At 53.9% G+C, this 21,735-nt stretch carries 14 protein-coding genes; 6 read left to right on the top strand and 8 right to left on the bottom strand.

Annotated features, from left to right (window positions below; genetic code table 11):
- Positions 1 to 2: 2 nt before the first annotated feature.
- The 8 genes from L6466_RS12930 to L6466_RS12965 all read right to left on the bottom strand — a co-directional run bounded on the left by L6466_RS12930 (position 3) and on the right by L6466_RS12965 (position 8,545).
- Positions 3 to 1,787 (bottom strand): amidophosphoribosyltransferase, encoded by a 1,785-nt coding sequence (locus L6466_RS12930; protein ID WP_237802645.1) that lies wholly within the window; start codon positions 1,785 to 1,787, stop codon positions 3 to 5.
- Between the two features lie 13 nt (positions 1,788 to 1,800).
- Positions 1,801 to 3,459, bottom strand: a complete 1,659-nt coding sequence (gene pyrG / locus L6466_RS12935) for a CTP synthase (protein WP_237802644.1) — start codon at positions 3,457 to 3,459, stop codon at positions 1,801 to 1,803.
- Between the two features lie 157 nt (positions 3,460 to 3,616).
- On the bottom strand, positions 3,617 to 4,183 hold the full coding sequence (gene pdxT / locus L6466_RS12940; RefSeq protein WP_091816549.1) for a pyridoxal 5'-phosphate synthase glutaminase subunit PdxT: 567 nt from the start codon (positions 4,181 to 4,183) through the stop codon (positions 3,617 to 3,619).
- On the bottom strand, positions 4,180 to 5,055 hold the full coding sequence (pdxS, locus tag L6466_RS12945; protein ID WP_091851239.1) for a pyridoxal 5'-phosphate synthase lyase subunit PdxS: 876 nt from the start codon (positions 5,053 to 5,055) through the stop codon (positions 4,180 to 4,182). The genes pdxT and pdxS overlap by 4 nt, the downstream gene beginning before the upstream one ends.
- A gap of 6 nt (positions 5,056 to 5,061) precedes the next feature.
- Positions 5,062 to 5,958, bottom strand: a complete 897-nt coding sequence (locus tag L6466_RS12950; protein ID WP_091851242.1) for a bifunctional hydroxymethylpyrimidine kinase/phosphomethylpyrimidine kinase — start codon at positions 5,956 to 5,958, stop codon at positions 5,062 to 5,064.
- A 103-nt stretch (positions 5,959 to 6,061) separates the two neighbouring features.
- The gene (locus tag L6466_RS12955) at positions 6,062 to 6,802 is read right to left on the bottom strand and encodes a TorF family putative porin (RefSeq protein WP_091851245.1); all 741 of its coding nucleotides are present in this window, start codon (positions 6,800 to 6,802) and stop codon (positions 6,062 to 6,064) included.
- A gap of 79 nt (positions 6,803 to 6,881) precedes the next feature.
- Positions 6,882 to 8,138, bottom strand: a complete 1,257-nt coding sequence (locus tag L6466_RS12960) for an ammonium transporter (RefSeq protein ID WP_237802643.1) — start codon at positions 8,136 to 8,138, stop codon at positions 6,882 to 6,884.
- Positions 8,139 to 8,197: 59 nt separating this feature from the next.
- Entirely contained in the window at positions 8,198 to 8,545 is a 348-nt protein-coding gene (locus L6466_RS12965) for a P-II family nitrogen regulator (RefSeq protein ID WP_091816563.1), read from the bottom strand.
- Positions 8,546 to 8,826: 281 nt separating this feature from the next.
- Here L6466_RS12965 and gltB point away from each other — a divergent pair, with 281 nt between their 5' ends.
- From gltB to asnB, 6 genes are all read left to right on the top strand, one after another.
- A complete protein-coding gene (gene gltB, locus L6466_RS12970; protein WP_237802642.1) occupies positions 8,827 to 13,467 on the top strand; it encodes a glutamate synthase large subunit in 4,641 nt (1,546 codons plus the stop codon).
- Positions 13,468 to 13,547: 80 nt separating this feature from the next.
- The gene (locus L6466_RS12975; protein ID WP_237802641.1) at positions 13,548 to 14,945 is read left to right on the top strand and encodes a glutamate synthase subunit beta; all 1,398 of its coding nucleotides are present in this window, start codon (positions 13,548 to 13,550) and stop codon (positions 14,943 to 14,945) included.
- A gap of 167 nt (positions 14,946 to 15,112) precedes the next feature.
- Positions 15,113 to 17,704 carry a glycoside hydrolase family 95 protein gene (locus tag L6466_RS12980; protein ID WP_237802640.1) on the top strand — a complete coding sequence of 864 codons (2,592 nt, stop codon included), beginning with the start codon at positions 15,113 to 15,115 and terminating at the stop codon, positions 17,702 to 17,704.
- A gap of 185 nt (positions 17,705 to 17,889) precedes the next feature.
- Positions 17,890 to 18,723, top strand: a complete 834-nt coding sequence (dapF, locus tag L6466_RS12985; RefSeq protein WP_237802639.1) for a diaminopimelate epimerase — start codon at positions 17,890 to 17,892, stop codon at positions 18,721 to 18,723.
- A gap of 38 nt (positions 18,724 to 18,761) precedes the next feature.
- A complete protein-coding gene (locus L6466_RS12990; protein WP_237802638.1) occupies positions 18,762 to 19,994 on the top strand; it encodes an LL-diaminopimelate aminotransferase in 1,233 nt (410 codons plus the stop codon).
- Positions 19,995 to 20,035: 41 nt separating this feature from the next.
- Complete coding sequence (gene asnB / locus L6466_RS12995; RefSeq protein WP_237802637.1) at positions 20,036 to 21,703, top strand: asparagine synthase B; 1,668 nt, start codon at positions 20,036 to 20,038, stop codon at positions 21,701 to 21,703.
- Positions 21,704 to 21,735: the final 32 nt, after the last annotated feature.

Here is a 21,735-nt window from a genome sequence, read left to right on the forward strand (position 1 = left end):
CATTACTTACAATCTGAAAGTAAACCACCATTATTTTCTTTCAATGTGTAAGTTTTGTTGACATAGTTCACAAACGCCTGGTTCACCAGTTTCGTGCCGCCTGGTGTGGGATAATGGCCCGTGAAATACCAGTCGCCAGGGTGGTCAGGACAAGCCTCATGCAGTCCCTCGATACTCTGGAATACCAGTTCGATGGGCGCCTTCATATCCACAGGGCGCAACATCTCCACAATCTTATGGTTGATCTCGTCGACGGTGAAGGGTGCATACACCGCACGCACACAGTTCTCCATCTGCTCCTTCGGCTTCTCCAGCTCACGCTTACAAGCCAGGTAGGTATCGTTAACCAGCTGCCACATGCCGCGCTCCTCTATCAGCGCCATCGTGGCACGGAAAGCACAGAACTCCTCCAGACGTGCCATGTCGATACCGTAGTAGTCTGGGTAACGAATCTGCGGTGAACTCGATACCATCACGATTTTCTTGGGATGCAGACGGTCCAGAATCTTGAAGATACTCTCCTTCAGCGTAGTGCCGCGTACAATCGAGTCGTCGATAATCACCAGGTTGTCCACGCCCTCCTTCAGACTGCCATAGCTGATATCATAGACATGGGCAGCCAGGTCATTACGTTCGGAGTTGTCTGTGATGAAGGTGCGCAGTTTGATGTCCTTCCACACCACCTTCTCCGTTCTCACGCTGTAACCCTGCTGTCGGAAGCCGTCTGTCATACCATAGTAGGCCACTTCTGCCGTATTAGGAATATATGAAAACACGGTGTTGGCTACATCATTATCAATAGCCTTGAGAATAGCCGGAGTCAGTTGTTCGCCCAACCGTTTGCGCTCCTGATAGATGTCACGGTCAGAACCGCGACTGAAATAGATGCGCTCGAATGAGCAGGCGCTCAACTTCTGTGCAGGCATGATCTGCTCCAGCTGACTCTCACCGTTCTGATGCACGATGATAGCCTGACCAGGCTTCAACTCATGCACATCCTCTGCCTGGATATCGAAAGTGGTCTGCAGCACAGGACGCTCGCTGGCAATGGCAATCAGTTCATCATCACGATAATAGAACGCAGGACGGATGCCCCAGGGGTCGCGCACCGAGAACATCTCGCCACTCCCCGTCAGACCGCACATCACATAACCGCCGTCGTAGTGCTCCATCGTAGAGCGCAGCACGTTGGCCATCTCCACATGCTCGTCGATATAATGCGTGATAGCTGTGCCTGTCAGTCCCTTTGCCGTAGCTTCCTGATAGAGTCGCTCCACCTCACGGTCCAGACGGTGTCCCATCAGCTCCAGCGTGATATATGAGTCACCATAGATACGCGGACTTTGACCTTGGGCTGTCAAAAAAGAAAAAACCTCGTCGATGTTGGTCATATTGAAGTTACCACACAGACAGAGGTTTTTTGCTCTCCAGTTGTTTCGACGCAGGAAGGGATGCACAAACGTCAGTCCACTCTTTCCCGTGGTAGAATAGCGCAGGTGACCCATCAGCAGTTCTCCCTTCATCTCTTCCGTGACACGAGAGAAAATCTGCGTAATCGCATCCTTACCCTCGGCCTTCTCACGGAACATATATTCCGTGCCGGGCTCGTTGGTCAGGCTCACCGAGGCAATACCAGCACCCTCCTGTCCACGGTTGTGCTGCTTCTCCATCATCAGGTAGAGCTTATTGAAACCATAGGCCCACGTACCATATTTCTTCTCGTAATAATCCAGGGGCTTCAACAAGCGAATCATCGCCACGCCACACTCATGCTTTAACTGCTCCATTAATGTTTAATGTTTAATCTTTAATGTTTCGCTCGACATCCCGTAGGGTGGCGCTTGCTACCGAAGGGACGCAAGAATGATTGCAGGCTTTAATGAAACTCATAAACAGTGGATGAGGATGCAGCACCGTAGAAGAATACTCGGGGTGGAACTGTGTACCGATGTACCAGCGCTTCTCAGGAATCTCCACGATCTCCACCAGGTTGGCGGCAGGATTGATACCCACGCACTTCATGCCCTTGGCCTCGTACTCCTCCTGATATTTGTTGTTGAACTCATAGCGGTGACGGTGGCGCTCGCTAATCAATGTCTCGTCGCCATAGGCCTCGTAGACCTTGCTGCCCTTCACCAGCTCACACTCATAGGCACCCAGACGCATGGTACCGCCCATCTGCGTAATCGATTTCTGCTCTTCCATGATGTCGATGACGTTGTGCGGCGTCTTGTCGTCCATCTCCGCACTGTTAGCATCCTTGTAGCCCAGCACGTTGCGCGCAAACTCAATGACCATCATCTGCATACCCAGACAGATACCAAACGTTGGGATATCGTGCGTACGGGTGTATTCCGCGGCGATAATCTTGCCTTCGATACCACGCTGACCGAAGCCCGGACAAATCAGCACGCCCTGCATGCCCTTCAGTTTCTCTGCGATATTCTCCTTTGTCACCTCCTCGCTGTTGACGAAGTGGATCTTTGCTTTTACATCATTATATATACCAGCCAGGTTCAGACTCTCACGGATACTCTTATACGCATCCTGCAGGTCGTACTTGCCAACCAGTCCGATGTGCACCTCCTTCGTGGCATTGCGCTGCTTGTCGAGGAAGTCGTGCCAGGGCTTCATCGCAGGTGTCTCGCCCACGGGGATGCCAATCTTACGCAGGATGGCGGCATCCAGTCCCTGATGCTGCATGCTCACGGGCACCTCATAGATAGAGGGCATATCCTCACTCTGTACCACGCACTCCAGGTCCACGTTACAGAACGATGCCACCTTCATCCTCATGCCGTCGTCCAGATGACGCTCCGTGCGCAGCACCAGGATATCGGGCTGGATACCCATGCCCTGCAACTCCTTTACAGAGTGCTGTGTGGGCTTGGTCTTCAACTCGTCAGCAGCTTTCAGGTAGGGCACGTAGGTCAGGTGCACACACACGGCATTTCTGCCCAACTGCCAGCGCAACTGTCGGATGGCCTCCATGAAGGGCGCACTCTCAATATCGCCGATGGTGCCGCCCACCTCAGTGATGACGAAGTCGAGCTGTTCATTCTGCTCGTCCTCTCGCAGCATCCTGCGCTTAATCTCATCCGTGATATGAGGCACCACCTGAATGGTCTTGCCCAGATAGTCGCCACGACGCTCACGGTCTATCACCGTCTTGTAGATACGACCGGTGGTAATAGAGTTATGGCGTGTGGTGTGAATACCAGTGAAACGCTCATAATGCCCCAGGTCCAGATCGGTCTCCATACCGTCGGCCGTCACATAGCACTCGCCATGCTCGTAGGGGTTCAGCGTACCTGGGTCGATGTTGATGTAGGGGTCAAACTTCTGAATGGTTACTTTATAACCGCGTGCTTGCAGCAATTTTCCTATTGAGGCGGAGATAATGCCTTTTCCCAACGAGGAAACGACACCGCCTGTAACAAAGATATATTTTGTGTCCATAAAACGAATGTATTTTATGGACTGCAAAGTTACGAATTCTTTCGCTTTTCAACCGAAAAGCGTCTCATTTTCCAATCTACATTTTCACCCAAAATAACAATCTGCAAGAAAAAGAATGCATTTTCTTGCAGATTGTAACCAGTCGAACAAACAAAAACTACTCCTTGTCAGAGCGTCCAACAACCATCCCCAGGAACAACTCGTGCAGACGGGTGCCGTCGTCGAGCTCCGGATGGAAGGCGGTAGCAAGCTGATTGCCCTGGCGGGCAGCCACGATATGGCCATCGACGGTGGACAGGACTTCTACCTTGTCGCTCAGCACGCGCTCGATATAGGGAGCACGGATAAAGGTCATGGGAACATCCGTGCCAATGCCTTTGACGGTATCCACGGTATGGAAACTGCCCAACTGCCGTCCGTAGGCGTTGCGGCGCACCTCGATATCCATCGTGCCCAGGCGTCCCTCCGACAGAAGTATCATACCGGCACAGGTGCCCAGGACGGGCATACCAATGAGGATAGCCTCGCGAATAGGTTCGTACAAGCCGAGTTCCTTCAATAGGCGCATCTGAACGGTACTCTCGCCACCAGGGAGGATCAACGCATCGATAGGCTGCTGCCAATCCTTTAACTGACGAATCTCAACAGTTTCAACGCCTAAGCGCTGCAGCACCTGCTCGTGCTCTATAAATGCCCCTTGCAGGGCCAATACTGCCACTTTCATTTTCCGCGTTCAGCCATTAATAGTTGTATTTCCTGCTCGTTGATACCTACCATCGCCTCACCCAGATCCTCTGACAGTTCGGCCAGCAGTTTGGCATCCTTGTAATTAGTCACAGCCTGCACGATGGCAGCGGCACGCTTGGCGGGGTTACCACTCTTGAAGATGCCACTGCCCACGAACACGCCCTCGGCACCAAGCTGCATCATCAAGGCTGCATCGGCAGGCGTTGCCACACCGCCAGCAGCAAAATTGACCACAGGCAGTTTACCGTTCTCATGCACAAACTTCACCAGTTCATAAGGCGCCTGCAACTGTTTGGCGGCTTCAAAGAGTTCATCCTCACTCATGCTGACCAGACGACGCATCTCGCTCTGCATCAGTCGCATATGACTCACAGCCTGCACCACATCACCCGTGCCAGGCTCGCCCTTGGTACGAATCATCGTGGCACCCTCAGCAATACGACGCAGGGCCTCGCCCAGATTCTTGGCACCGCAGACAAAGGGTACATCGAATTTCGTCTTGTCGATATGATAGATGTTATCTGCAGGACTCAACACCTCGCTCTCGTCAATATAGTCAATCTCGATAGCCTGCAGAATCTGAGCCTCAGCAATATGGCCGATACGGCACTTTGCCATCACCGGAATGCTCACCGCCTCCTGAATACCACGAATCATCTTCGGGTCACTCATACGACTCACGCCACCCGCAGCGCGGATATCAGCAGGAATACGTTCGAGGGCCATCACAGCGCAGGCGCCGGCAGCCTCAGCAATCTTAGCCTGTTCAGGAGTAGTCACGTCCATGATAACACCACCCTTCAGCATCTGAGCCAACTGGCGGTTGAGTAATGTTCTTTCGTTTGTCATTTGTATTTATTTATTTTTGTGTTGAAATTCCGTTGGCGACTGCCCTTTATGTTTCTTAAAGAAACGCGAGAGATGAGCCTGCGACGAGAAGCCAAGACGCTGGGCGATATCTTTCAGGGGACGGTTGGTAGAGGTAAGCAAAGAGGTGATCTCGTTCATAATGCGCTCGTCGATGATCGCCTTGGGCGAACGTCCGTTGATGCGACGCGTTACCTGTCCTAAGTAGCGGGCACTGACATTGAGTTGCTCAGCATAGAAAGCCACGTCGGCATAGCAATTAAAATAGTGCTCTACAGCCATCAGAAACTGGTTATACAGTTCCTCGCTGCGACTATTCCCCTCAGCATAATCTGCGGGCAACGCTTTCAGGTAAGTCTGCGCATGAAGCATGGCATCCCGCTGAGTCTCACCCAGACTGAGATAATAAGCCAGAGCTGACGCCAGTTGATTGGCATCACCATGATGACGCGGACCTGTAGGGAGATCTGACGGACGCAGCACGATGGTGCACAGTGGCAGCAGAAGCCGCTTGATGGACTCATAGACTGTGGCCGACACCAGTTGTTCACCCTTGGTAGAGGTAAGCACCGGCGCATAGATGATTTGACGGGGCTGATATTTGCGCAACACCTCGGCCAGCATCTCCACTACATCCGTACGACGCAACAGTCCTATCTTCACAATCTGTGGCTGCAGGTCATTGATGATAGCCTCCACCTGTTGGCGCACCACAGATGCTGGCAGATCATGAAATTCCTGAATACCCAGCGTATTCTGTACGGTGATAGAGGTGATGACCGATGCCGCCCGTCCACCCAACTCATGGATAAGTCGGATGTCAGCCTGCACGCCAGAGCCGCCTGTGCCGTCAGAACCTGTAATGGTCAATATCGTCGTGTTCATCTGCTGTTATCGCTTAAAACGGTTGCAAAAATACGAAAAAAAGCGGAAACCCAATAAGGATGTTCCGCTTTCGGTAAAAGAAAATGCAGTTTTTGAAAACAAACTATGGTATCAGGGTTAATCCTACTACAAAATAGGCATTCTGAGTGCAAGGGTTAGCAGCAACCTGTGCGAACACAGGGACAGAGAACGAGTCCGTAACCTTTATATCCTTCGTTGCTTTCAACGACAGGTTGGTTACAGCGAAACCACTCGTCCAGCCATTATAGAAATCGGTAGCAAACGGGACGGCGCCAGCCGTGGCAGTCCAATCGACAGAAGCGAGTTTAAATGGGACAATGGTCTCGACATAACTGCTGTAGGCTCGCTTGCCGTCCTTGTTTACACCGTCGTTTCCTGCGAAATTGGTGAACCACTGGAGTGAAGCCACACCAAAGTCGTATCCTACGTTAGCCTCAAACACATGGTTGGTGCCGTGGGCCTCATATTTAAAGTAGCGGTTCAGGGGATCACCATTCACTGCCTGGTTAAACCAGTAATCAGTGATACCGATGTTCAGTCCGCCAATGGCATAAGCCAACGTCAGGTCAAACTCCTTGGTGTCAGCAGGATTCACGAGTCCATAACTGCCCCAGGCTGTCAACGACAGACCTTTATAGGCTACGCCCAGTGTAGGCTGCACAGCTGTGCTTCCCAGATTCTGACCACGCCAGATATAACTACTTACAACATCAGCACTAAGACTCACCTCCGGCCCCTCCCTGGGAGGGAGGGGAGTAGATACCTGTGCTACTGAGGTGAGCGCTGAGATGGATAATATTGTACTAATAATAATTGTCTTCATAATCGTTTCTTATTTAATTGTTTAATATTTTATTATCGAACCGCTCCCCTCCCTCTCAGGGAGGGGTTGGGGGTGAGTCCTAGTTATAGCACGCTTCTCCGTGTTCATAGATATCGAGACCTTCCTCCTCAATACGCTTGTTGACACGCAGTCCGTGGATATATTTAATACCATAGAACAGGATAAATCCGCAAACAGCAGCCCAGAGGTCGATCACGAATACGCCGAAGCACTCCGCACCGAAGAATCCCCAGCCATGACCGTAGAAAGCACCATTGCTGACAGACAGCAGACCTGTCATAATAGTACCCAGGATACCACAGACACCGTGTACAGAACTTGCACCTACAGGATCGTCGATATGCAACTTATGGTCAATGAACTCGATGGCGAAAACCAGTACGACACCACAAACCAAACCGATGATGACTGCACCGAAAGGAGATACGAGGTCACAACCAGCGGTGATACCCACCAGACCGGCCAGCACGCCGTTAAGCGTCAAAGAGAGTGAGGGCTTACCATATTTAATATAGGTAAGAAACATGGTAGCAACGCCACCTGCAGCAGCAGCGAGGTTAGTGGTCAGGAATACGTGAGAAATAGCGATGCGATTCACCTCACCACTGGCAGCTAACTGAGAACCGGGATTGAAGCCAAACCATCCCAGCCAGAGTATAAAGACACCCAGGGCAGCCATAGCCAGATTATGACCGGGGATAGCACGACTCTTTCCTTCCTTATCATACTTGCCCACACGGGGACCAAGTGCCAGAGCACCAATCAGAGCCAGCACACCACCTACAGAGTGAACGATGGCAGAACCAGCGAAATCGTGGAACACATCACCAAAGGTTGTCATCATGAAACTATCGGCAGCATCATTGCACAACCAGCCACCACCCCAGGTCCAGTGACCCTCCACAGGATAGATAATCAGTGAGATGACAGCACTATAAATAAGGTACATAGAGAACTTGGTGCGCTCTGCCATGGCACCACTCACGATGGTAGCTGAGGTAGCACAAAACACCGTCTCGAAAATCAAGAATCCCTCTACGGGCAGATCGCTCTCATAGAAACTCAGGTCACCCCAGTTGGGCATACCTATAAAACCACCCAGGGTATCGGCACCAAACATAAAGCCGAAACCAAGGAAGAAGAACAGCAACGAGCCGAACATAAAATCGACAAAGTTCTTCATCAGGATGTTGGCCGTGTTCTTACCACGTGTAAAACCAGCCTCACACAGCGCAAAACCGGGCTGCATCCAGAAAACCAACATGGCCGCTAATAGCATCCATACGGTATCGAGTGAAATTCCTATTTCGTTCATAATCCTGAAAATCTTAATGTTTAATTTTTAATGTTTAATGTTTAACGTTTAACGTCGAACTATTTCTTGTCTCTCAATACGGTGTCACCCTTCTCGCCTGTGCGAATAGAATAGGTCTCCAGCACATCACTCACAAAGATACGTCCGTCACCTACCTCTCCAGTATGGGCCACCTCAAGCAGTACTTTGATGGTGGGATCCAAGAACTGGTCACGACAAACAATAGTGATGGCTACGCGCTCGATGACATCCGTTGAATACATCACACCACGGTAGATACGTTCCTGACGGCTCTGTCCGATACCATGTACGTCGTGATATTCAAACCAGTTGATATCCGACGTCAGCAGGGCTTCCTTGACCTCTTCAAACTTGGTCTTACGGATAATTGCTTCAATCTTTTTCATACCTTAATACCTTTAATTAATACTACTTGTCACTGTGACTATTCTGAATTCGCTGGCAAAATTACGACCTTTCCCCGACATAGAAAGACATCTTCCCCGGCTTTCGATTTACTTTTTTACAACAAATAATAATCTGCAATAAAAACACGCATATTTACTTACAGATTGTTATTTTGGCTCAAAATGTAGATTAAAAGGACAGAAAAATGTTTGTTTTCCTTACAGTTTGATATAATTTTGCGCCCAATTTTAAAGATAAGAATAGTTTTATTTAGGATAATATGGAAAGAAGCGAAAGAAAAGGACTCTACCAGAGTGAATACGAGCATGATGCCTGCGGCGTGGGCATGGTGGTGAATATTCATGGCGGCAAGAGTCATGAATTGGTGGACAATGCACTGAAGGTGCTTGAGAACATGGAACACCGTGGTGCCGAGACACGCGACAAGACCGGCGACGGTGCGGGTATCATGGTACAGATTCCCCACGAGTTTATTCTTCTTCAGGGTATTCCCGTACCTGAAAAAGGAAAATATGGTACCGGACTGGTTTTTCTTCCAAAAGAAGAGAAGGCCCAACAGCAGATACTGAGCGTGATGATAGAGGAGATCGAGCGCGAGGGACTGCAACTGATGCATCTGCGCACGGTACCCACCAACCCCGAGGTGCTGGGTGTGGCTGCCCGCGAGGTAGAACCCGACATTAAGCAGATTTTCGTGACGGGCGTATCAGAAGAGAATGTACCCGTATTCGAGCGTATATTATATAAGGTACGCAAGCGCATCGAGAACCGCATCACAGATGAGGACTTCTATCTCTGCTCACTGTCAAGCAAGAATATTATCTATAAAGGCATGCTGACCAGCGGACAACTGCGCCGCTACTTCCCCGACCTGTCTAACGATTACTTTACGAGCGGACTGGCTTTAGTCCACTCACGTTTCTCTACGAACACCTTCCCGAAATGGAAACTGGCACAGCCTTTCCGCCTATTGGCCCACAACGGTGAGATCAACACCATCCGTGGTAACCGTGGATGGATGAAGGCCCGCGAGAGCGTGCTGAACAGTGAGGCGCTGGGTGACATCAAGGACCTGCGCCCCATTGTGCAGGAAGGTATGAGCGACTCTGCCAGTCTCGACAACGTGTTCGAGTTCCTGATGATGAGCGGTCTCTCACTGCCTCAGGCCATGGCCATCCTGGTGCCCGAGAGTTTCAACGACAAGAACCCCATCAGCGAAGACTTGAAGGCGTTCTACGAATATCATTCTATCCTGATGGAGCCCTGGGACGGTCCCGCAGCCCTGCTGTTCAGCGATGGCCGCTACGCAGGTGGTATGCTCGACAGAAACGGTCTGCGCCCCAGCCGCTATACCATCACCAAGCAGGGTATGATGGTGGTAGCCTCGGAGGTTGGCGTGATGGACTTCGAACCCGGCGACGTAGTATCGAAGGGTCGTCTGCAGCCCGGTAAGATCCTACTGATTGACACACAAGAAGGCAAAATCTACTATGATGGCGAGATCAAGGAGAAACTGGCCAAGGCCCATCCCTACCGCGAGTGGCTGAACGAGAACCGCGTACAGCTGGAGAAACTGAAGAGCGGACGTAAGGTGGACAACGGCGTGAGCGATCTCAGCGCTAAACTGGTGACCTTCGGCTTCGGTCAGGAGGATATCGACAAGACCATCATCCCCATGGCTACAGCCGGACAGGAACCTGTAGCCGCCATGGGTAACGACACCCCGCTGGCTGTCATCTCTGACCGTCCACAGGTGCTGTTCAACTACTTCCGCCAGCAGTTCGCACAGGTCACCAACCCTGCCATCGACCCCATCCGTGAGGAACTCGTGATGAGTCTGACGGAGTATATCGGTGCTGTGGGAACGAATATCCTGACGCCCGATGCATCCAACTGTAAGATGGTGCGCCTGCCACAACCCGTACTGACCAACACACAACTCGATATACTTTGTAACATCCGCTACAAGGGATTTAAGACGAAGAAGCTGGCGATGACCTTCAGACTCTCCCCCTTACCCCTCCCTGTGAGGGAAGGGAGTGATTACACTCAAGCCGGAGAAGCGCTAAGGGCTGCTCTTGATAAGCTATGCAAGGATGCTGAGGCCTGCGTGGATGAGGGCGTGAACTACATTATATTAACAGATAAAATTGAAGATGCAGAGGTATCTACTCCCCTCACTCACAGGGAGGGGCAGGGGGAGGGTCTCTTCTACATCCCATCACTGCTGGCTGTCTCTGCTGTTCACCACTACCTGATCAGCGTGGGCAAACGTGTGCAGACCGCCCTGATTGTTGAGAGCGGTGAGATTCGCGAGGTGATGCACGCAGCCCTGCTGCTGGGCTATGGTGCCAGCGCCCTGTGTCCTTACATGACGTTTGCCGTGCTGGACGACCTGGTGAAGCACCACAAGATTCAGGAGGAGTACGCCACAGCCGAGAAGAACTACATCAAGGCGGTGGACAAGGGTCTGAAGAAGATTATGTCCAAGATGGGTATCTCGACCATCCGCAGCTATCGTGGTGCGAAAATTTTCGAGAGTATCGGACTGAGCGAAGACCTGTTGCGCCGCTACTTCGGTACCGAGGTGAGCACCATCGGTGGCGTGGGCCTGAAGGAGATTGCACGCGATGCCATCCGTCTGCATGCGGCAGGTGGAGTTGGTCGCTGTGCCACAGCTACAAATACAGCCGTGCTGCAGAACCAGGGCCAGTTTGCTTGGCGCAAGGACGGTATCAAGCACGCCTGGAACCCCGAGACCATCGCCAAACTGCAACTGGCCTGCCGTCAAGGCTCATACGAGAAGTTTAAAGAGTGGTCAAAATTGGTTGACGAGAAAGAATCTCCCATCTTCTTGCGTGACTTCCTTCGATTCAAGAAAGTTACTACTCCCCTCCATGACAGGGAGGGGCAGGGGGAAGGGTCTTCCGTCTCTCTCGACGAGGTAGAGCCCGTTGAGAGCATCGTGAAGCACTTCGTAACCGGTGCCATGTCGTTCGGTGCCCTGAGCATCGAGGCCCACGAGGCACTGGCACTGGCCATGAACAAACTGGGTGCCCGCAGTAACACTGGTGAGGGTGGTGAGGACAATGCCCGCTACCACTCAGAGGTGGATGGTGTGAGCCTAAGCTCAAAGACCAAGCAGATTGCATCAGGTCGTTTTGGTGTGACAGCCGAGTACCTGGTGAATGCAGAGGAGATACAGATTAAGGTGGCACAGGGTGCAAAACCTGGTGAGGGCGGACAGCTGCCCGGCTTCAAGGTCAACGAGATTATCGCCAAGACGCGTAACGCCATCCCCGGCATCTCGCTCATCTCTCCCCCACCTCATCACGACATCTACAGTATCGAGGACCTGGCACAGCTCATCTTCGACCTGAAGAATATCAACCCCACAGCCGCCGTCAGCGTAAAACTCGTGGCCGAGAGTGGCGTGGGAACCATTGCCGCTGGTGTGGCTAAGGCCAAGGCCGACCTCATCGTCATCTCAGGTGCCGAGGGTGGTACGGGTGCCAGTCCTGCATCAAGTATGCGCTTCGCAGGTATCAGCCCTGAAATCGGACTGGCCGAGACGCAGCAGACACTGGTCATCAACGGACTGCGCAACCAGGTTCGCCTGCAGACCGACGGTCAGTTGAAGACTGCTAAGGATGTCATCATCATGGCGATGCTGGGTGCCGACGAGTTCTCGTTCGGTACACTGCCCCTGATTGTGCTGGGCTGCGTCATGATGCGTAAGTGTAACACGAATACCTGTCCTATGGGTGTGGCTACCCAAAACCCCGAACTGCGCAAGCATTTCGAAGGTCGTGCAGAGTACGTGGTCAACTACTTCACCTTCCTGGCCGAGCAGGTACGCGAATACCTGGCCGAGATTGGCGTGAAGAGCCTCAAGGAAATCATCGGTCATACCGAGCTCATAGAAGCCACTGTGCCCGAGGCATCAGCATCGGGTTCCGCCGTCGGGAAATGGAAGACCATCGACTTCGCCCGCCTGCTCCACAAGCCCGCTACCGACAAGGCCCTGTACTGGGACCGCGGCGCCTACACCAAGGTGACTGGCGTGAAGGACGAGGAGATGATCAAGGCTGCCCAAAAGGCTATCGACGAGCAGGAAGAGGTGACACTCGACTATGCCATCAAGAATACCGACCGTGCCGTGGGTACCATGCTCAGTGGTGTGATTGCCAAGAAATACGGTGAGGACGGTCTGCCCGACGGCACCATCAAGATCAAGTTCAAGGGCTCTGCCGGCCAGAGCTTCGGTGCCTTTGCCGTGAAGGGTCTGGATCTGCGCCTTGAGGGCGAGACCAACGACTACTTCGGTAAGGGTCTCTCTGGCGGTCGTATCTCTATCCTGCCTCCTGCCCGTCGCAGCGACGACTTCAAGGCCGAGGAGAATATCATCGCTGGTAACACCGGTCTCTATGGTGCCACCTCTGGTGAACTCTACATCAACGGTAAGGTGGGCGAGCGCTTCGGTGTACGTAACTCTGGTGCCATCGCCGTGATTGAGGGTGCCGGCGACCACTGCTGCGAGTATATGACCGGCGGTCGCGTGGTGGTGCTGGGCAAGACAGGACGCAACTTCGCCGCTGGTATGTCAGGCGGTGTGGCCTATGTCTACGACCCCAACCATACGTTCGACTACTTCTGCAACATGGATATGGTGGAACTCTCGCTGGTTGAGGACAGTGTCAGCCGTAAGGAATTGCTCGAACTCATCCGCCAGCACTACCTGCACACGGGTTCAGCCCTCGCAGGCCGCATGCTCGACGACTGGCACCGCTACATCGAGGACTTCATCCAGGTAGTGCCCATCGAGTACAAGCGCGTGCTCGAGGAGGAGAAGATGAAGAAGCTCCACGAGAAGATTGCCGACATCCAGCGCGACTATTAATCATTTAATGTTTAATCTTTAATGTTTAATGTTTAATGTTTAACGTTTAATGTTTAATCTTTAATGTTTAATGTATTAAGATGGGAAATCCAAAAGCATTTTTAGAGATACACCGCCAGGAGGCGGGATACCGTCCGATTCACGATAGAATCCACGATTTTGGCGAGGTAGAGCAGACGCTCTCTACTCGCGAACGCAAACTGCAGGCCAGCCGCTGTATGGATTGCGGCGTACCCTTCTGCCACTGGGCCTGTCCGCTGGGCAATAAGGCGCCCGAGTGGAACGACGCCCTGTACAAAGGCGACTTTGAGTTGGCCTACCGTCTGCTCAACAGCACCAACCCCTTCCCCGAGTTCACCGGCCGCATCTGCCCCGCACTCTGCGAGAAGGCCTGCGTGCTCAACCGCTTCAACCACGAGCCGACCACCAACCGTGAGGACGAGGCAGCCATCACCGAGATGGCCTTCCAGGAGGGCTTCATCCAGCCCCGCACCGACATCAAGCGCAATGGCAAGAAGGTGGCGGTAATTGGTGCAGGTCCTGCCGGACTGGCTGCTGCCAACGATCTGAACCTGATGGGCTACAAGGTGACGGTGTTCGAGAAGAACGAGGCTGCCGGCGGTCTGCTCCGCTACGGTATCCCTAATTTTAAACTGAATAAGGCCGTTATCGACCGCCGCATCGCCCTGCTCGAACAGGAGGGCATCGATTTCCGCTACGGCACCGAAATCACCTCCGCAGCCACCACTCCCACCGGTTCTCCGGCGGGTTCCTCCATTCTGTCTGTTGCGACCCTGTCGCAGCAATACGACGCAGTAGTCATCTCAACCGGCACCCCCACCGCCCGTGACCTCAAGGCTCCCGGCCGCGAACTCAAGGGCGTACACTTCGCCCTCGAGATGCTGTCTCAGCAGAACCGCGTCCTCGCAGGCATGGAGTTCAGCAAGGACGAACGCGTCACCGCCAAGGGCAAGGATGTGCTGGTCATCGGTGGTGGTGACACAGGTTCCGACTGTATCGGTACGGCCCACCGCCAGGGCTGCAAGAGCGTCACCCAGATTGAGATTATGCCCAAGCCCGTTGAGGGACCCGAGGATCCCAAGAACCCCTGGCCCGAGTGGCCTCGCACCCTCAAGACCACATCCAGTCATGAGGAGGGCTGCACCCGCCGCTGGAACATCAACACCCTGGAGTTCCTGGGTAAGGATGGCAAACTTACCGGCGTGAAGGTACAAGAGATAGACTGGAAGCCCAACCCCGACGGTGGTCGTCCTATCATGATAGAGAAGGGCAAACCCGAAGTCATCAAGGCCGAACTGGTACTCCTCGCCATGGGTTTCCTGAAGCCCGAGCACCCCGAGTACCCTGCCAACGTCTTCGTCTGCGGTGATGCCGCCAACGGTGCCTCACTCGTGGTTCGCGCCATGGCTAGTGGTCGTCAGACTGCACAGAAAGTTAATGGTTTCCTTCAAAAATAACGGTTTATCTTTGAAGTAATAATCCCCGGTCTCCGTGATGGAAATCGGGGATTTTTTCGTACCTCTGACTTCGTCTATAGTACACTCGCTCGGAAAAACTCAAATACATTTGGTTTTTCACTCACTTATTCGTACCTTTGACGCCCGAATCTAACACAAAGGAAACAATGAGGAAATACGTTGCGTTTTTCACCGTTATCTGCCTATGGCTGAAACTCCCCACCACGACAGGAGCCCAGACACTCCACTACAACCAGCCGGCCACGTTCTTCGAGGAGGCACTCGTCATCGGCAACGGCACCATGGGCGGCATCGTCTATGGCGGCACCCGGACCGACAGGATATCACTCAATGATATCACGCTATGGACGGGCGAGCCGTGTAATATGCAGGTCTATTCGCCCGACGCCCACAAATCCATCCCCGCCATCCGTGAGGCGCTCAGCAAGGGCGACTACCGGGAGGCCGACCGCCTGCAGCGCAACGTGCAGGGACATTTCTCACAGAATTATCAGCCGCTGGGACAACTCACCATCGAGTATCTCGACACCACGGAGGCCGTCACCGGCTATCGCCGCTGGCTCGACATCGGTGACGCCACGGCCCATACCACCTACCAGCGCGGCAAATACCGCTATACCACGGAGTATCTGGCGTCCCATCCCGACTCCGGACTGGTCATCCGCATCACCACCAACCATCCCGGGGGCATCCATGCACGACTGTCGCTGAGCTGTCAGCTGCGCCACACCACATCGGCCAATGGTCAGACACTCACCACCGACGGCTATGCCGGCTATGCCTCACTGCCCAGCTACTACGATGCCAGGGAGAAGTTCGCCTACGACCCTCAGCGCGGCATCCATTTCCGCACCAAGGTGCAGGTCAGCGCCAGGAATGTCAGGGCCGAGGGGGAGACGCTCCTCGTGGATGGCGCCAAAGAGGTGACGCTCTACATCGTCGATGCCACCTCGTTCAACGGCTACGACAAGGACCCCGTCAAACAGGGAAAGCCATATCAGCAACTGGCCGACGCGCGCCTGCGCCATCTTTCCGGCATCCCCTACAAGACCATCCGACAGTGCCACATCAAGGACTATCAGTCCCTCTACAACCGCGTCAAGCTCTCATTGACCGCCGACTCCAGAACTAACAACTCCTCCCCTGCAGGGGAGGCGGGGGAGGGGTCTGCCCCCACCGACGCCCAGCTCCGTGCCTACACCGACGAGTCACTCTTCAATCCCGACCTCGAAGCCCTCTATTTCCAGTACGGCCGCTACCTGCTTATCAGTTGCTCGCGCACGCCCAATGTGCCGGCCAACCTGCAGGGCCTGTGGAACGAGAGCATCCTGCCGCCCTGGTCGTGCAACTACACCAGCAATATCAATGTGGAGGAAAACTACTGGGCGGCCGAGACGGCTGCGCTGCCCGAGATGCACCAGTCGCTCTTCACCTTCATGAAGGAACTGCAGGGCTCTGGCGAACTCACCGCCAAGGCCTACTACGGTGTCAACCGCGGCTGGTGCCTGGCACATAATACCGACATCTGGGCCATGACCTGTCCTGTGGGTCTCCACACCGGCGACCCCATGTGGGCCAACTGGAACATGGGGGGTGCCTGGCTCGCCACCCATATCTGGGAGCACTACACCTTCACGCTCGACAAAGCCTTCCTGCGCGAGTACTATCCCGTTCTCAAAGGTGCAGCCGAGTTCTGCCTCGCTTGGCTTCAGCCCCTCTCCGACTACACCCCTCAGCCCTCACCCCTCTCACATCTTACATCATCCATCAGCCCTCTCATCACCGCCCCTGCCACTTCGCCCGAGAACTCCTTCGTCACCCCCGACGGCTATCACGGGCGCACCTGCTTCGGTGGCTTTGCCGACATCGCCATGATTCGCGAATGCCTCACCGATGCCCGCGACGCCGCCCTTGTACTCAGCGATTCCTGTAGTGTGCCCGGCAATTATAGCAGTGTGCCCGGCGGTTCCTGTAGTGTGCCCGGCGATTCGGTCACCGGGTTCCCCTCCGTCGCCGGGTCCCCCTTCATCACCGAGCTCAACGCCGCCATCGCCCGCCTTCACCCCTACAAAATCGGTAAGAAAGGCAACCTCCAGGAGTGGTTCTACGACTGGGAAGACGAGGATCCGCACCACCGCCACCAGAGCCATCTCTTCGGCATCTATCCCGGCCATCACCTCGACGACGGCACCAACACCAAGGAGGCACTCCACCGTGCCGCCTCACGCACCCTCGAACTCAAGGGCGACAAGACCACGGGCTGGAGCACGGGCTGGCGCGTGAATCTCTACGCCCGCCTGCATGATGCCAGGAATGCCTATCATATCTACCGCAAACTGCTCAGCTACGTCAGTCCCGACGGCTATCGCGGTCCTGATGCCCGTCGTGGCGGCGGCACCTACCCCAACCTGCTCGACGCCCATTCGCCCTTCCAGATCGACGGTAACTTCGGTGGCTGTGCCGGTGTCATCGAGATGCTCATACAGAGTGAATACACTGTGTGTGAGGGGTCTCCCCTCACAACCCTCGAACTCCTTCCCGCCTTGCCCGACAACTGGAAGGACGGTTCCATCAGCGGCATCCGTGCCCGTGGCGGCATCACCGTCGACATGACATGGCAGGACAAACGGGTCACGCACCTGACGCTCACCGCCCAACAGCCCTGCACGGTAACGCTCCTTGCCAACGGCCAGCAGCAGACCCTGAAACTGAAGAAAGGGGCCTTGGCCTGTTGGTAAACTTTCAATCTGTAACAAAAAAGCCACATTTTCCGAACAAGAAATATCAAAATGCGCTATTTTTTCAATAAAATATTTTCAATTTGATACTTTCAACTGATTTTTACCACTAAAACCAGTCGGTTCGTTTCTATATCCTGTCATTTTGCATTACCTTTGCATCCGATAAGAAAAAAAGATAGCACATGAGCAAGATACCCTTCACAAAGATGCACGGTTGCGGCAACGACTACATCTATGTTAATGTAGCACAGCACCCCATCGATGACCCTAAGGTAGCGGCCATCAAATGGAGCGACCGTCATAAGGGCATCGGCTCCGATGGATTGGTCTTGATTGGCAAGAGTTCTATGCCCGAGGCCGACTTCACCATGCGCATCTTCAATGCCGACGGCAGTGAGGCCATGATGTGCGGCAACGCCTCGAGATGTATCGGAAAATACCTCTTTGGGAAAGGCCTCACCACGAAGACAGAGATTCGTCTGCTGACGCTGTCGGGCATCAAGGTGCTCTATCTGCATATCACCGATGACATCGTAGAGAGCGTCACCGTGGATATGGGCGAACCGATACTGGAAGATGCCACACAGTTCATCGCTTCCCGAGGACTGGACATGGGCACGTTTGTATCGATGGGCAACCCGCATTTCGTCATCTTCACAGAGAATGTCGACCAGGTAGGCGAAACTGGCCGTTCACTGGAATACCATCCGGCCTTCCCGCAACGCTGCAATATAGAATTTGCCCATATTGAGGCCGACGGCAGTATCCGCACCCGTGTTTGGGAACGTGGCAGCGGCATCACTCAGGCCTGCGGCACAGGCGCATGCGCCACGGCCGTGGCAGCCGCCCTGACTGGCAAGGCTGGCCGCACCTCACAAATCGTGATGGATGGCGGCACGCTGAACATCGAATGGTGCGAAGCCGACCGCTCGGACGGAGGACGCTTTTTCCAGAAGAACCACGTCTATATGACGGGGCCTGCCGCCTTCGTCTTTGACGGCGAGCTAGAACAATAATTATCCATTATCAATTGTAAATTATCAATTAGTAATATATGGCATTAGTTAACGAACATTTCCTGAAACTGCCAAACAACTACCTGTTTGCAGATATAGCCAAGAAGGTGAACGCCTTCAAAGTGATGCACCCCAAGGCCGACGTCATCTCCATGGGTATTGGTGACGTGACACAGCCACTCTGTCCCGCCGTGATAGAAGCGATGCACAAGGCTGCCGACGAGATGGGCACCAGCGAGGGATTCCGCGGCTATGGTCCTGAGCAGGGCTATGACTTCCTGCGCGAGGCCATTCTGAAGAACGACTTCCTGCCACGTGGCATCCATCTGGACATTGATGAGATTTTCGTGAACGACGGCGCCAAGAGCGACACTGGTAATATTCAGGAACTGATTCGCTGGGACAACTCCATCGGCGTGACCGACCCTATCTATCCGGTGTATATCGACTCCAACGTGATGATTGGTCGCGCCGGAACGGTTGAGGACGGCAAATGGTCAAACGTCATCTACATGCATTGTAATGCAGAGAACGGTTTTGTACCGCAAATCCCCAAGCGTCGTGTGGATGTCATCTATCTCTGCTATCCCAACAACCCCACAGGTATGGTCATCACCCGCGAGGAACTGCGCAAATGGGTGAACTATGCCCTTCATAATGATGCGCTGATCTTCTACGACGCAGCCTACCAGGCTTATATCCAAGACGACAGCATCCCCCACTCCATCTATGAGATTCGTGGTGCCCGCAAATGTGCCATCGAGTTCCACTCATACTCAAAGACGGCCGGCTTCACGGGCATCCGTTGTGGTTATACCGTCGTGCCAAAAGATCTGACGGCAGCCACGCTCACAGGCGAGCGCATCGCCCTGAACCCCCTGTGGTACCGTCGCCAGTGCACCAAGTTCAACGGCACCAGCTATATCAGCCAGCGTGCGGCCGAGGCCATCTATACCCCCGAGGGCAAGCAGCAGGTGAAGGCCACCATCGACTACTATATGCAGAATGCCAAGAAGATGCTCACCACCCTGCGCTCACTGGGCTACGAGGTCTATGGCGGCGAGAACGCGCCCTATATCTGGATGCGCGTGCCCGACGGCAACAGCTCATGGCAGTTCTTCGAGAACCTGCTCTACGGAGCCAATGTGGTATGTACGCCTGGCGTGGGCTTCGGTCCTGCCGGTGAGGGCTACGTGCGTTTCACCGCCTTTGGCAGTCGCGAGAAGACCGAAGAGGCGCTCGACCGTATCACTGCCTGGAGCAAGAAATAAATTGATAATCGAAAATTGACAATTGATAATTAGATAGGATTATGTGCGGAATCGTTGCGATATTGAATGTCAAGGAGCAGACACACGAGCTGCGCGAACAAGCGTTGAAGATGAGTCAGAAGATCCGTCACCGCGGACCCGACTGGAGTGGTATCTATTCTGGCGGAAGTGCTATCCTGGCCCACGAGCGACTGAGCATCGTTGACCCCGAATCAGGTGGTCAGCCATTGTTCTCACCCGACAGGAAACAGGTCTTGGCTGTCAATGGCGAGATCTATAACCATCAGGATATCCGCCGCCGCTATGCTGGGAAGTATGAGTTCCAGACGGGCTCCGACTGCGAGGTTATCCTGGCGCTCTATCGCGAGAAAGGTGTTGACTTTCTCGAGGACCTGAGCGGCATCTTTGCCTTCGTGCTCTACGATGAGGAGACCGACGAGTTTCTCATTGCCCGCGATCCTATCGGTGTGATTCCGCTGTATATCGGTTGCGATGCCGACGGCAAGGTGTATGTGGCCTCCGAACTGAAAGCGCTCGAAGGACAGTGTGAGCACTACGAGCCGTTCCTGCCCGGTCATTACTATTGGAGTGCCGACCCAGGCATGAAGCGCTACTACAAGCGCGACTGGTTCAAATATGATGCCGTCAAGGATAATCCTGCCTCTGTAGGGGCTGTCCACGATGCGCTGGAGGATGCCGTCAGGCGTCAGCTGATGTCCGACGTGCCCTATGGTGTGCTCCTCTCTGGCGGTCTCGACTCCAGCGTCATCTCTGCCATTGCCGAGAAATACAGTGAGATGCGTATCGAGGACGACTCCAAGACCAAGGCCTACTGGCCCCGTCTGCACTCGTTTGCCGTGGGTCTGAAGGGTGCGCCCGACCTGGCCAAGGCGAAGCTCGTGGCCGACCATATCGGAACCGTTCACCACGAGATCAACTATACCATCCAGGAAGGACTGGATGCCATCCGTGATGTCATCTATTTCATCGAGACCTACGATGTCACCACCGTCCGTGCCTCAACCCCTATGTATCTGCTGGCACGTGTCATCAAGTCGATGGGTATCAAGATGGTGCTCAGTGGCGAGGGGGCCGACGAGATATTTGGTGGCTATCTCTATTTCCACAAGGCGCCATCGGCCAAGGACTTCCACGAGGAGACCGTGCGTAAGCTCTCCAAACTCTATCTGTACGACTGTCTGCGAGCCAACAAGAGTCTCTCTGCCTGGGGTGTCGAGGGGCGCGTGCCTTTCCTCGACAAGGAGTTCCTGGATGTGGCCATGCGTACCAATCCCAAGGCCAAGATGTGTCCAGGTAAGACCATAGAGAAGAAAATTGTCCGCGAGGCCTTTGCGGATATGTTGCCCGAAGAGGTGGCATGGCGCCAGAAGGAGCAGTTCAGCGATGGCGTAGGCTACAGTTGGATTGACACGCTCAAGCAAATCACCTCTGAGGCTGTATCCGATGAACAGATGGCTCATGCTGCCGAACGCTTCCCTATCAACCCGCCAAAAAACAAGGAGGAGTATTACTACCGTTCTATCTTTGCCGAGCACTTCCCCAGCGACTCTGCCGCCATGAGCGTACCCAGCGAGGCTTCCGTGGCCTGCTCTACGGCCATCGCCTTGGAATGGGATGCTGCCTTCAAGAATATGAACGACCCCAGCGGACGTGCGGTGAAGGGTGTTCACGAACAGGCATACAAGTGATTCTGAGAAAAACTGACAACAAACTATCATTA

The sequence above is a fragment of the Prevotella communis genome, assembly GCF_022024175.1.
GTDB classification, from domain to species: domain Bacteria; phylum Bacteroidota; class Bacteroidia; order Bacteroidales; family Bacteroidaceae; genus Prevotella; species Prevotella communis.